At 62.0% G+C, this 12,287-nt stretch carries 10 protein-coding genes; 6 read left to right on the top strand and 4 right to left on the bottom strand.

Annotated features, from left to right (window positions below):
• Positions 1-73: 73 nt before the first annotated feature.
• Entirely contained in the window at positions 74-769 is a 696-nt protein-coding gene (csiR, locus tag SB765_RS14590) for a DNA-binding transcriptional regulator CsiR (RefSeq protein WP_341795748.1), read from the bottom strand.
• Positions 770-964: 195 nt separating this feature from the next.
• On the opposite strand from csiR, the gene glaH reads away from it, so the two are divergent.
• From glaH to proP, 6 genes are all read left to right on the top strand, one after another.
• The gene (gene glaH / locus SB765_RS14585; RefSeq protein ID WP_016499976.1) at positions 965-1,942 is read left to right on the top strand and encodes a glutarate dioxygenase GlaH; all 978 of its coding nucleotides are present in this window, start codon (positions 965-967) and stop codon (positions 1,940-1,942) included.
• Between the two features lie 114 nt (positions 1,943-2,056).
• Positions 2,057-3,307: an L-2-hydroxyglutarate oxidase gene (gene lhgO, locus SB765_RS14580; protein WP_341795747.1), complete on the top strand. Its 1,251-nt coding sequence runs from the start codon at positions 2,057-2,059 to the stop codon at positions 3,305-3,307.
• 151 nt (positions 3,308-3,458) lie between these two features.
• On the top strand, positions 3,459-4,850 hold the full coding sequence (gene gabP, locus SB765_RS14575; RefSeq protein WP_410931499.1) for a GABA permease: 1,392 nt from the start codon (positions 3,459-3,461) through the stop codon (positions 4,848-4,850).
• Positions 4,851-4,936: 86 nt separating this feature from the next.
• On the top strand, positions 4,937-5,830 hold the full coding sequence (locus SB765_RS14570) for a PA4780 family RIO1-like protein kinase (RefSeq protein ID WP_049272934.1): 894 nt from the start codon (positions 4,937-4,939) through the stop codon (positions 5,828-5,830).
• A 200-nt stretch (positions 5,831-6,030) separates the two neighbouring features.
• Positions 6,031-7,005 (top strand): porphobilinogen synthase, encoded by a 975-nt coding sequence (gene hemB / locus SB765_RS14565; protein ID WP_016499972.1) that lies wholly within the window; start codon positions 6,031-6,033, stop codon positions 7,003-7,005.
• 160 nt (positions 7,006-7,165) lie between these two features.
• Positions 7,166-8,668: a glycine betaine/L-proline transporter ProP gene (proP, locus tag SB765_RS14560; protein WP_341795745.1), complete on the top strand. Its 1,503-nt coding sequence runs from the start codon at positions 7,166-7,168 to the stop codon at positions 8,666-8,668.
• On the opposite strand, the gene SB765_RS14555 is transcribed toward proP, so the two are convergent.
• The 3 genes from SB765_RS14555 to treS form a co-directional block, all read right to left on the bottom strand.
• Positions 8,669-9,370: a YoaK family protein gene (locus SB765_RS14555; RefSeq protein ID WP_410910633.1), complete on the bottom strand. Its 702-nt coding sequence runs from the start codon at positions 9,368-9,370 to the stop codon at positions 8,669-8,671.
• 9 nt (positions 9,371-9,379) lie between these two features.
• Positions 9,380-10,009, bottom strand: coding sequence for a riboflavin synthase subunit alpha (locus SB765_RS14550; protein ID WP_095115087.1), 630 nt, complete (start codon positions 10,007-10,009; stop codon positions 9,380-9,382).
• A 111-nt stretch (positions 10,010-10,120) separates the two neighbouring features.
• Positions 10,121-12,187 carry a maltose alpha-D-glucosyltransferase gene (gene treS / locus SB765_RS14545; RefSeq protein WP_410931498.1) on the bottom strand — a complete coding sequence of 689 codons (2,067 nt, stop codon included), beginning with the start codon at positions 12,185-12,187 and terminating at the stop codon, positions 10,121-10,123.
• Positions 12,188-12,287: the final 100 nt, after the last annotated feature.

The following is a 12,287-nucleotide window of genomic DNA, read 5'->3' as shown; positions in this document are numbered from 1 at the left end:
ATTTAAGAAAAATTCATCTAGCGTCTTTTACCTGCACTGGCCGGTTCACCCGCGAAGCAAGCGGCGCGGTGTTTCAGCGGGCTCCGATACCTTCGGCATGCATGATCTGCGCAATGATCGGCACCGGGGTCATCAGGTGCGAGCGCATCATGGCGCTGGCGCGTTTGGCGTCACGGGCGAGGATCACCTCGACCAGCGCCGCATGCTCCTGGCGCTTGAGCTCAAGGGCCTGTTCGGAGAACACCGTCTGCGTCAGCCACAGGTGGCGGTAGCGCTCGGCCTGGTCGAACAGGTAAGTGCGCGCCTGAAGCAGGTGCTTGGAGCCACAGCCCGAGGCAATGGCGGTATGAAACGCCTTGTGCCGCTCGTCCCACACATCCAGGCGCTGCTCGCGGGTTTTCACTTCCACCACCTTGGCCAGGGTATGCGAGTGGGCCAGCACTGACGCCTCCCAGGCGTCGTCGCCGCGCTCGATGGCCAAGGCGATGATCATCGCTTCCACGTTGGCGCGGGCATCGTAGATGTCGTTCATCTCGTCCAGTGACATGGGCGCCACGCGGTAGCCTTTCTGGCTGATCGCGTTGACCAGGTGCTCGGCCACCAGTTGCGACAGTGCTTCGCGCAGCGGGCCCACGCCCAGGTCGTAGCGTTCCTTCAGGGCGCTCATCAACAGTTTTTCACCGGGCTTGAACACGCCCCGGATGATGTCCTTCTTGAGCCTCTCATACCCGCTGAAAGCTGAGTTTTGTCGGGGGGCGAGCGCTTCCAAGATCCTGTTCCTCAATACGTTTTGCCGATCATACCGAAACCGCCTGCTGACGAAAAACAATGGATAAAAAACTAAATTGTCGCCCAAATACAAAAATGTAGACATTTTCAGTTAGTGGCGATATTTTTACCTCGCCCGCACTGATCCAGGTCATGACCGGACGGCGCTCTCCACTTTTTCTGCCAGGACACTGCCATGAACGCTTTTACGCAGATCGAAGAACTTGTGATGCCACTGCCGCTCGAGCCGCGTGGTTACACCATTGCCCCTTCGAAACAGTCGCCGCGCCTGCTTGAACTGACCTTCGCCCCTGAAACCGTCGAAGCGTTCGTCCAGGCTGTTGCCGAGTGGCCGGTGCAGGCGTTGGAGTACAAATCGTTCCTGCGTTTCCGGCTGGGTGAAATCCTTGACCAGCTGTGCCAAGGCACCCTGCGCCCTGTGCTGCTCAACACCATCCTCGATCGCGCCACCGGCGGCATGCTGATTACCCCGCTGGGCCTGGATGACGTGAGCCAGGCCGAAGACATGGTCAAGTTCACTACCGCCTGCGCACACCTGATCGGCCGTTCCAACTACGACGCCATGAGTGGGCAGTTCTATGCGCGCTTCGTGGTGGTCAACTCCGACAACTCCGACAGCTACCTGCGCCAGCCGCATCGGGTGATGGAACTGCACAACGACGGCACTTTCGTTAACCAGATTACCGATTACGTGCTGATGCTGAAGATCGACGAAAAGAACATGGAAGGCGGCAACTCGCTGCTGCTGCACCTGGATGACTGGGAGCAGTGCGAGGAGTTCTTCCGCCACCCGATGGCCCGCCGCGAAATGCGCTGGACCGCACCACCGAGCAAGAAGGTCGCCGAAGATGTGTTCCACTCCGTTTTCGACACCGATGGCGAAGGCCGCCCGACCATGCGCTACATTGACCAGTTCGTGCAGCCGGAAAACTACGAGGAAGGCATCTGGCTGAACGCCCTGTCCGATTCGCTGGAAGGCAGCGGGAAGAAGGTGTCGGTACCGGTGGGCGTGGGCAGCTTCCTGCTGATCAACAACCTGTTCTGGCTGCATGGTCGCGACCGCTTCACCCCGCACGAGGGCCTGCGCCGTGAACTGATGCGCCAGCGTGGTTACGTCGCCTTCCCCAAACCGCTGTACCAGCGCGGGCAATAATGACAGGGCGCAGGGCGGGCGCCCGCCCATGCGTCGTCGCACAACATGATGCCACCAGGGCCCGAGCGGGCCTTGGTGAGCGAGCCAGGCAATGCCTGCGTGTGAGGTAAGGCTGTGTACGATTTCATCATTATTGGCGGTGGCATTGTGGGCATGTCCACGGCCATGCACCTGATCAAGGTCTACCCGGACGCGAAGATTCTTCTGCTTGAGAAGGAGTCCGGCCCGGCCCGCCACCAGACCGGTCACAACAGCGGCGTGATCCACGCTGGCGTGTACTACACCCCAGGCAGCCTCAAGGCGCGCTTCTGCCTGGAAGGCAACAAGGCCACAAAGGCCTTCTGCACCCAGCACGGCATCCCCTTCGATGAGTGCGGCAAGCTGCTGGTAGCCACCAACGAGCTGGAAATGCAACGCATGAAGGCGCTGTGGGAGCGTACCGCGGCCAACGGCCTGGAGCGCCACTGGCTGTCGGCCGACGAACTGCGCGAGCGCGAGCCCAATATCGTGGGGATGGGTGGCATCTTCGTGCCGTCCAGCGGCATCGTCAACTACGCCAAAGTGACTGCTGCAATGGGCGCTGAATTCCAGCGTGCCGGCGGCGAAATCCGCTATGGGGCAGAGGTGGTCGGCCTGCAGGAGCAGGCCAGCGAAGTGATCGTGCGCACACAGCGCGACGAGTTCCGTAGCCGTTTCCTGGTGACCTGTTCGGGCCTGATGGCCGACCGCGTGGTCAGCATGCTGGGCCTGCGCACAGAGTTTGTCATCTGCCCGTTCCGGGGGGAGTACTACTTGCTGCCCAAGCAGCACAACCAGATCGTCAACCACCTGATCTACCCGATTCCCGACCCGTCGATGCCGTTTTTGGGCGTGCACCTGACCCGCATGATCGACGGCACCGTCACGGTTGGCCCCAACGCCGTACTGGCGATGAAGCGCGAGGGCTACCGCAAGACCGACGTCAGCGCCGGCGACCTGTTCCAGACCCTGACCACCCCCGGCATTCTCAAGGTGCTGGCGAAGAACTTCCGCCCGGGCCTGATCGAGATGAAAAACTCACTGTTCAAGGGCGGCTATCTCAAGCAGGTGCAGAAGTACTGCCCGAGCATCACCAAGGCCGACCTCACGCCTTACCCGGCCGGCGTACGCGCCCAGGCGGTGTCGCGCGACGGCAAGCTGATCGACGACTTCCTGTTCGTCAACACCGCGCGCAGCGTCAACGTGTGCAACGCACCGTCGCCGGCGGCCACCTCGGCCATCCCGATCGGCGCCTACATCGTCGACAAGGTGTGTGAGCAGGTCACCCTCGCGGGTGGCAGCGTCCCCAAGGCGGACCTGGCGGCCAGCCGGCGGGCGGCCAGCTGACAACGCGGTAACAGGTTCTGCGGTTTCCTTTTACTCAACCCGTACTGCCCTGCTAACCATTCAGGGCAGGGCGGGCTTTTTCGCGCCTGCGTCGGCGACCGTGCAGCCGGCGGCCCCAGCGTGGGCATGACAAAAACAACAAGGTAGTGCCATGCAAACCCACAAGAACAATTTGAGTCATGGATTGAAATCACGGCATGTCACCATGCTGTCCATTGCCGGTGTGATCGGCGCCGGCCTGTTCGTCGGCTCTGGTCGTGCCATTGCTGAAGCAGGGCCGGCCACCATCCTGGCCTACATCCTGGCCGGCGGCCTGGTGGTGCTGGTGATGCGCATGCTGGCCGAAATGGCGGTTGCTTCGCCGGATACCGGTTCGTTTTCCACCTATGCCGACCTCGCCATCGGCAAGTGGGCGGGTTATACCATCGGTTGGCTGTACTGGTGGTTCTGGGTACTGATCATTCCCATCGAAGCCAATATTGCCGCCACCATCATCAATTCCTGGGTTCCACAGATGGAGATCTGGGTGCTGTCGTTGGTGATTACCTTGTTGCTGACCGCCACCAACCTGTTCAGCGTGAAGAACTACGGTGAGTTCGAATTCTGGCTGGCACTGGTAAGAGTGGTGGCGATTGTCGCGTTCATTGCACTGGGTGTGTGCGCCATTTTTGGCCTGCTGCCCGGTTCCGGTGTCAGTGGTGTTTCGCGCCTGTGGGATACCGGCGGTTTCATGCCCAATGGTTTCGGTGCGGTGCTGAGCGCCATGCTGATCACCATGTTCTCGTTCCTCGGCGCCGAGGTGGTGACCATTGCCGCAGCCGAATCCTCTGATGCGGGCAAGCATATTTCCAAGGCAACCAATTCGGTGATCTGGCGGATTACCTTGTTCTACATCCTGTCGATATTCATCGTCATCGCGCTTGTGCCCTGGACTGACCCGCGCCTGGCGACCGAAGGTTCCTATGTCACGGTGCTGGATACCCTGGGCGTGGCGAATGCCAAAGCCATCATCGATTTTGTGGTGTTGACTTCGGTGACCAGCTGCCTGAACTCGTCGCTGTATACCGCTTCGCGCATGGTCTACTCGCTGAGCCGCCGCGGTGATGCACCGGCTTGCGCCCAGGTGACCAGCCGCAGTGGCACCCCTGTGGTAGCGGTACTGCTATCCACTGGCGCGGCATTTTTGGCCGTGATCGCCAATTACCTGGTGCCGGCCAAGGTGTTCGGCTTCCTCATGGCCAGCTCGGGGGCCATTGCCTTGCTGGTGTACCTGGTTATCGCGATTTCCCAGCTGCGCCTGCGCCAGCGCCTGACCGCACAGGGCAAGACCCTGGGTTACCGCATGTGGCTGTTCCCGTGGCTCACCTGGGGCGTGATCGTATTCATCTGCAGCGTGCTGGTCGTGATGCTGCTGCGTCCAGACCATCGCCTGGAAGTGGTGTCGACCATGGTGCTGGCTGTGTTGGTGGTGTGTTCCGGCTTGCTGGTCACGCGCCGGCGGGCGCGTGGGGTGCCGATCAACAGCTTAGGGCAGGGCGCCTGATCAGCCTGGCTGAAGACAGACGAGCAAGTCGTCCCCGGCTGTGAGAGGATGTCGACCATCACAGCCAGGACCCCGAACACAGCCTGATGAAGACACCCAAAAGAATCGAACCCCTGATCGAAGACGGCCTGGTCGACGAAGTACTGCGGCCGCTGATGAGTGGCAAGGAGGCCGCCGTGTACGTGGTGCGCTGCGGCAACCAGGTGCGCTGCGCCAAGGTCTATAAAGAAGCCAACAAGCGCAGTTTCCGCCAGGCTGCCGAATACCAGGAAGGCCGCAAGGTGCGCAATAGCCGACAGGCCCGGGCCATGGCCAAGGGCAGCAAGTTCGGCCGTAAAGAAGCCGAAGATGCCTGGCAGAACGCCGAAGTTGCGGCATTATTCCGCCTGGCCAGCGCGGGTGTGAGGGTACCGAAGCCCTACGACTTCCAGGACGGCGTGCTGTTGATGGAGTTGGTGACCGATGCCGATGGCGACGCCGCCCCACGCCTGAACGACGTGCACCTGGAAGCCGAGGATGCCCGCACGTTCCATGCCTTTGTCATTCGCCAGATCGTCCTGATGCTTTGTGCGGGGCTGGTGCATGGTGACCTGTCCGAGTTCAACGTGCTGCTCGGCCCGGACGGCCCTGTGATCATCGACTTGCCGCAGGCCGTGGATGCAGCCGCCAACAACCACGCCTTCAGCATGCTGCAGCGCGATGTGGACAACATGGCCCATTATTTCGGGCGCTTTGCCCCGGAGCTGAAAAGCACCCGGTATGCGCAGGAGATGTGGGCGCTGTTCGAGGCCGGTGACCTGCTGCCCGACAGCCCGTTGACTGGGGTGTTCGCAGATGACGAACATGAAGCTGACGTGTCCGGGGTGATGCGGGAGATCGACGCCGCCCGTCTGGATGACGCACGCCGCCGTGCAGCGCGTGACGAGGCCGAGCATGGCGCGGTCAAGGCAGAGGAGCCCACGCCGCCCTGGTTGCAATAAGCTGTTGCAGGCGCCTCACATCTTTGTGGGGCTTTCCCGAAGCTGTGCTGTCTCTGCGTGAGCGGGTTCACCCGCGAAGGGGCCGGCACAGGCAAACCCGGCCGTTACCATTGACGCAAGACACAATCTCGTCATTTAGCCTTTTCACTGGCGCGCGACAGGCATAAGGTATACGCCGTTCAAAATGCCCTGGAGCTGTCATGTCCAACCAATTCCCGTCCGTTCGTCCACGCCGCCTGCGCCAGAACGAGTCCCTGCGCACGATCTTCCAGGAAACCGAATTCCGCCTGGAAGACCTGATCCTGCCGATCTTCGTCGAAGAGGGCATCGATGACTTCGTGCCGATCTCCAGCATGCCTGGGGTCAACCGCATCCCCGAGAAGCTGCTGGCCCAGGAAATCGAGCGTTATGCCCGTGCCGGTATCAAGTCGGTGATGACCTTTGGCGTGTCGCACAACCTGGACGCCACCGGCAGCGACACCTGGAACGAAAACGGCCTGGTTGCGCGCATGTCGCGCATCTGCAAGGACACCGTGCCGGAAATGGTGGTGATGTCCGACACCTGCTTCTGCGAATACACCAGCCACGGCCACTGCGGCGTGCTGCATGACCATGGCGTGGACAACGACGCCACCCTGGCCAACCTGGGCAGACAGGCGGTCATTGCCGCCGCTGCCGGTGCCGACTTCATCGCCCCGTCGGCGGCAATGGACGGCCAGGTACAGGCCATCCGTAGCGCGCTGGATGGTGCCGGTTTCCACGACACCGCGATCATGGCCTACTCCACCAAGTTCGCCTCGTCGCTGTATGGTCCGTTCCGTGAAGCCGGCGGTACCACGCTGAAGGGCGACCGCAAGAGCTACCAGATGAACCCGATGAACCGCCGCGAAGCCGTGCGCGAATCGCTGCTGGACGAGCAGGAGGGTGCGGATGTGCTGATGGTCAAGCCAGCGGGCGCCTACCTTGACGTGATCGCCGACATCCGCGCTGCCTCGCGCCTGCCGTTGGCGGCGTACCAGGTGAGTGGCGAGTACGCGATGATCAAGTTCGGCGGCCTTGCGGGCGCCATCGATGAAGGCCGGGTGGTGCGTGAAAGCATCGGCGCGATCAAGCGTGCCGGTGCCGACCTGATCCTGACCTACTTCGCCATGGACCTGGCGCGCGAAGGTATCTGAGGCCAGGCCTTCGGTAAAACAAGCCGCTGCAGTTGCAGCGGCTTTTCTTTGTGCGCTGTCGGTGATGCCGCGCAAACACACAAAAAATCATTAAGCGCTGAATTATTTAGTGTCCCGTTGTATCTGATCCCTTAGAGCATTCATCGACAGGGATACGGGTATGAAACCTCGCAAGAAAAAAGTCCAGCCAATCGGCCTGAAGGACATCACCATCGTCGACGACGCCAAGATGAAAAAGGCGATCACCGCTGCCGCACTGGGCAATGCGATGGAGTGGTTCGACTTTGGCGTCTACGGCTTCGTGGCTTATGCCCTGGGCAAGGTGTTTTTCCCCAACGCCGACCCCAGCGTGCAGATGATTGCGGCGCTGGCCACCTTCTCGGTGCCGTTCCTGATCCGGCCATTGGGTGGGCTGTTCTTCGGCGCCTTGGGCGACAAGTTCGGGCGGCAGAAAATCCTCGCGGCGACCATCGTCATCATGTCGCTCAGCACCTTCGCCATCGGCCTGATTCCGTCCTATGCCAGCATCGGCATCTGGGCACCGATCCTGTTGTTGCTGGCCAAGATGGCCCAGGGCTTTTCGGTGGGCGGCGAGTACACCGGCGCCTCGATCTTCGTGGCCGAATACGCCCCCGACCGCAAACGCGGTTTTCTCGGTAGCTGGCTGGACTTCGGCTCGATTGCCGGCTTTGTGCTAGGCGCGGGCGTGGTGGTGCTGATTTCCACCATTCTGGGCGAAGAAAAGTTCCTTGAATGGGGCTGGCGCCTGCCGTTCTTCCTGGCCCTGCCGTTGGGCATCATCGGCCTTTACTTGCGCCATGCGCTGGAAGAAACACCCGCGTTTCAGCAGCATGTCGACAAGCTGGAGCAGGGCGACCGCGAAGGCCTGGCCTCCGGGCCCAAGGTGTCGTTCAAGGAAGTGGCCACACAGCACTGGCGCAGCCTGGTGACTTGCATCGGCGTGGTGATTGCCACCAACGTCACCTACTACATGCTGCTCACCTACATGCCCAGCTACCTGTCGCACAACCTGCATTACAGCGAAGACCATGGCGTGCTGATCATCATTGCGATCATGGTCGGCATGCTGTTCGTGCAGCCGGTGATCGGCCTGCTCAGCGACAAGTTCGGCCGCCGGCCGTTCATCATCGTCGGCAGCGTCGGCCTGTTCGCCCTGGCCATTCCGGCGTTCATGCTGATCAACAGCGGCGTGCTGGGGGTGATTTTTGCCGGGCTCCTGATCATCGCCGTGCTGCTGAACTTCTTCATCGGTGTGATGGCCTCGACGCTGCCGGCAATGTTCCCTACGCACATCCGCTACAGCGCCTTGGCAGCCGCTTTCAACATTTCGGTGTTGATCGCCGGGCTTACCCCGACCCTCGCTGCCTGGCTGGTGGAGAGCACGGGCGACCTGTACATGCCGGCCTACTACCTGATGGTGATCGCCGCTATTGGCCTGCTGACCGGGCTGACCATGAAGGAAACCGCCAACAAGCCGCTGCGCGGCGCGGCACCGGCGGCGTCGGACATCGAAGAAGCGCGTGAGCTGTTGCAGGAGCACCACGACAACATCGAGCAGAAGATCGAGGACATCGATGCGCAGATTGCCGAGCTGGAAGCCAAGCGCGAGACGCTGGCACAGCAGCACCCGCGCATCGATTGATCAGCGCGGCATGTAGCCACGCTGCCAGCCGCGTGGGATGAACCGCGACACCAGGGCCAGCACGCAGGCCAGCGCGCAGCTGCCAGCCAGTGCCTGCAGGCCCAGGCGCTGTTGCAGCCAGGCGCCCAACGCGGCGCCCAGCAGCATGCCGGCCCAGGGCACCAGCTGCACCCGCCAGCCATTGCGCCGCTCGCCCATCAGCCAACGCCCCAGGCCACGGCCGAAGCGGGACAGGGCGCCGGTGACGTAAGTCAGGCCGATGGGCAGGCCGTTCACCTGTTCAACCACGGCATTGATCATGCCCATGGCCAGTGTGGCGGCCAACAATGCCGGGAAGGTGGCCGCCGCCGGCCACGCCGCTGCGAACGCCAGCAGTACCGCAACCATCAGCAACACGGGCCAGGCCCGGCGGCGCAAGCCACGGGCCAGCAGCACGCCCAGCGCATTGCCAGCGACGAAGCCCAGTATCGCGCCACTCAGGCGCAGCACCAGGGCAAGGTCTGCCTCACTGATGGCCACGGCCAGGCGTGTGGTATTGCCACTCATGAACGACACGAAGTCACCCAGCGCCAGCAGGCCGATGGCATCGGTCATGCCAGCCAGCACCGACAAACCAGCAACCAGGCCAAGGCCGACACGGCCACGCAACACTTGCAGGCGTAGCCGCCTGGCCGTGCGCGCGGGGAGGGCGTTAGGCAGCATGGGCAGGCCTCAGGGCAGCAGTTTTTCGCGGGCCAGGGTGCCTTTGATGGTGCGTTCTACCACATCAACCAGCACCATGGTCTGGTGATCGACCTCGATATTGAGCTGATCGCCGGCCTTGTAGCTGGCAAAAGTGGTCTGGCGCAGGGTTTCCGGGATCAGGTTGATGGTGATGACGTTGTCGTCGACATCGGCGACGGTCAGGCTGCAGCCATTGACCCCGATGAAACCGCGTGGGAACACGTACTTGCCCCATTCCGGGGGCATGCGGAACTTGATGAAGGCGCCGGTTTCCTTGATCGACAGTTCGACGATTTCGGCGGTGGTGGCGATATGGCCGGCCATCAGGTGGCCACCGACTTCGGCGTTCATTTTCGCCGAACGTTCAATGTTGACCCCCTGGCCCGCCTTGAAGAAGCGTAGGTTGGTGCGTTCGAGAGTGGCGGTCATGGCGTCGAACCTGACTTGGGTGCCGGCGATTTCGGTGACCGACAGGCAGGTGCCTTCGACACTGACGCTGGCGCCGATCTTCAGCTCGTCGAGCAGCTCCGGTGTGAGGTCGATGGTGAACTGGTTGTGGCCCGGGTATGTGGTCACATCAAGCAGAGGGCGAACGGCCTGGACGATGCCGGTGTACATGGTGTTGCTCCTGGGCACGGAAAAGAAATCTCCCGAACGCTATGCCCGTAGCGTTGTAAATGCAAGACCGACCTGCCCCTCTGCTGCTGCACCGCCTTAGCCCGGCGCCATTTACACATGTCCACTGCTGTTGACGATTCGCAGGCACAGAGCCTCGTACGGGTCCAGGTTCACCAGCAGTCGTCCGTCCTCGGTCAGGTCCCCTTCGACCGTTTCGTTGATCATGTCCACTACCGGCCCCGGCGTGAACCCGGTCAACTGCAATTCCTCGGCAATTACTTCCTGGCCAAAATTCAGCGCACTGATCTGGATACCGCGCCCGGATGGCAGTTCATGAACCATCACCAGCAACCCTGGACTGCTGACTTCAGGTACCAGCACCTGGCGGCTGGTGGCGATGCCATAGGCCTGTCGCACTGCCAGCAGTTTCTTCACCTTGCAGGCAAACGAATCACCACGGTCCAGCTGGCTGTCGAGGCTGCCATACAATGCCTGGGCCCGCGGCATTCCACGCACTGATTCCTCGGCCTGTGGGGCGAGCCCGGCCAGATCGTAACCGCCTCGGTGAATCCAGCGGGTATCGCCATCCAGCATCCGTTGCGCGACCGCTTCGGCGGGCAAGGGCAGGGCGCCGACCAAGTCCCAGCCGGACAGCGCGACCACCCCAGGCTGCATGGCGTTGTACATGACCAGCAGCAGATGCACTTTCTGGATCAGCTCGATTTCGGCTGCGCCGATCTGCTCAAGGTCGCGGATGCCCAACGCCGCGGCGATCAGGCTGGCCGTGGTGCAGGCAATGCCGTTGGTCACGAAGCGCAGGTTGTAGGGGGCGTGCTCGCCCGAGAGCCGTTCGTAGATTTCTTCACGGATATGTTCACGCAAAATACTCCCTGGCAAGGTCTGGCCCTTGTACAGGTACATGTCGTGGGCGTGTAGGGTCCAGAAATGCACCAGTTCCACGGTCAGCTCGTCGTGGTTTTGAAGGGCATGGATCAGCGAGGCCGGGTCGATGCCGAAGGCGTGCATTTCCTTGAGCATCAGGCGCAGGAACTCAGTGTCACCGGTCAGCAGCGCATGCTGATAGGCCGGCCGGGTGATGAAGTCGTAGGACAGGTCGGCCCCGCCCTTGGACATCTGCGCGATGTCGTCCAGGGTCAGGTTCAGTTCCTGGAAGCTGAAGCCGCCCGCCTTGCGGATCATGCCGCCGATCAACTGGTTGCCGACGATCGACAGGGGGTGGCTTTCCGACCAGGCGGTGCCGCTGGCCCGCGTTTCCACGCCCAGAAAACCGTTGGCGTCCAGGCGCAGGCCGCGCGCGCCCAGGCAGTCCAGGGCGTGCAGGGCATCACCAATGATCATTTGCTGGGCGGCGAAGGTTGGGTCCAGCCAGTTCAGCGAGGGTTGGCCGTCCTTGAAGTAGTGCAGGTAGACCCAACGACGGGTTTTGCCATCGACACCGGTGATGGGCGGCGTGACGCTCCAGTCGGTTTCCTTCACACCGGGCTCGAAGAAGATCACCCGTTGTAACTGACCGACGATGTAATGGCGGGCTTTGAGCTCGTCGCACTGGGCCGGCAGCAGGTTGACCGAATCCCGGCCGTTGGGCACCTCTGGCAGCAGCGGCCAGTCTTCTTCGCGGATTTCGACCATGTGGTACAGCCCCGGGTAAGGCCCGTGGGCCATCTCGGCCAAGCGGAAGTCGGCACCTTTGCCGGTGTGCGAGGGGATCAGGTCGTCGATGGTCACGGCATTGTGCGCGGCGGCCATGCGGCTCATCTGCACCAGTTCCTGCTCGCTGCCGTACAGCGGGTCGATATCGAAGCTGATGCGGTCGAAGTTACCGTCCACGCTGGGGGTGAGTTCGCGGCCACGGATGCCGCCGGACAACTTGATCGGGCCAGTGTGCAGGCCTTGAATGCCGATCTCCGACAAGCGCTTCCACAGCGCTTCGTGGGCCAGCGCGCCGAGCACGGAGCAGTCTTGCGGGGCGATAATGGCGTCGGGGTAGACGGTCAACCAGACCGAGGCGATTTCAGTGGCGCGGCGGGGCTGGGCTTCGGCGTAGGGCTGTTGCCACAGGCGTGACTGCCCTGAATACAGGCTGGCCCGCTCTTGGGAAGCCTTGAGCATGGCGCGGTCTTCGAGCCATTTGACGTATGACGGGTCGGGCTGGGTCATTTCGCGTCCTCTTTGCGTGTCGGCACCGGCTCAGGTTATGACGGCATTGTGGCCTGATCGTTCGGCTGAAACCTGTGATGGCCTCTTCGCGGGTTTACCC

This window comes from Pseudomonas sp. SIMBA_067, from assembly GCF_046534675.1.
Classification (GTDB): Bacteria; Pseudomonadota; Gammaproteobacteria; order Pseudomonadales; family Pseudomonadaceae; genus Aquipseudomonas; species Aquipseudomonas putida.
This window is presented reverse-complemented; position numbering and strand designations above follow the sequence as displayed.

Coding starts and splice junctions, on each gene's coding strand:
- gabP (WP_410931499.1), top strand. CDS start 3,459: ATGCAAACCCACAAGAACAATTTGAGTCATGGATTGAAATCACGGCAT.
- SB765_RS14550 (WP_095115087.1), bottom strand. CDS start 10,009: ATGTACACCGGCATCGTCCAGGCCGTTCGCCCTCTGCTTGATGTGACC.
- hemB (WP_016499972.1), top strand. CDS start 6,031: ATGTCCAACCAATTCCCGTCCGTTCGTCCACGCCGCCTGCGCCAGAAC.
- glaH (WP_016499976.1), top strand. CDS start 965: ATGAACGCTTTTACGCAGATCGAAGAACTTGTGATGCCACTGCCGCTC.
- SB765_RS14570 (WP_049272934.1), top strand. CDS start 4,937: ATGAAGACACCCAAAAGAATCGAACCCCTGATCGAAGACGGCCTGGTC.
- proP (WP_341795745.1), top strand. CDS start 7,166: ATGAAACCTCGCAAGAAAAAAGTCCAGCCAATCGGCCTGAAGGACATC.
- SB765_RS14555 (WP_410910633.1), bottom strand. CDS start 9,370: ATGCTGCCTAACGCCCTCCCCGCGCGCACGGCCAGGCGGCTACGCCTG.
- treS (WP_410931498.1), bottom strand. CDS start 12,187: ATGACCCAGCCCGACCCGTCATACGTCAAATGGCTCGAAGACCGCGCC.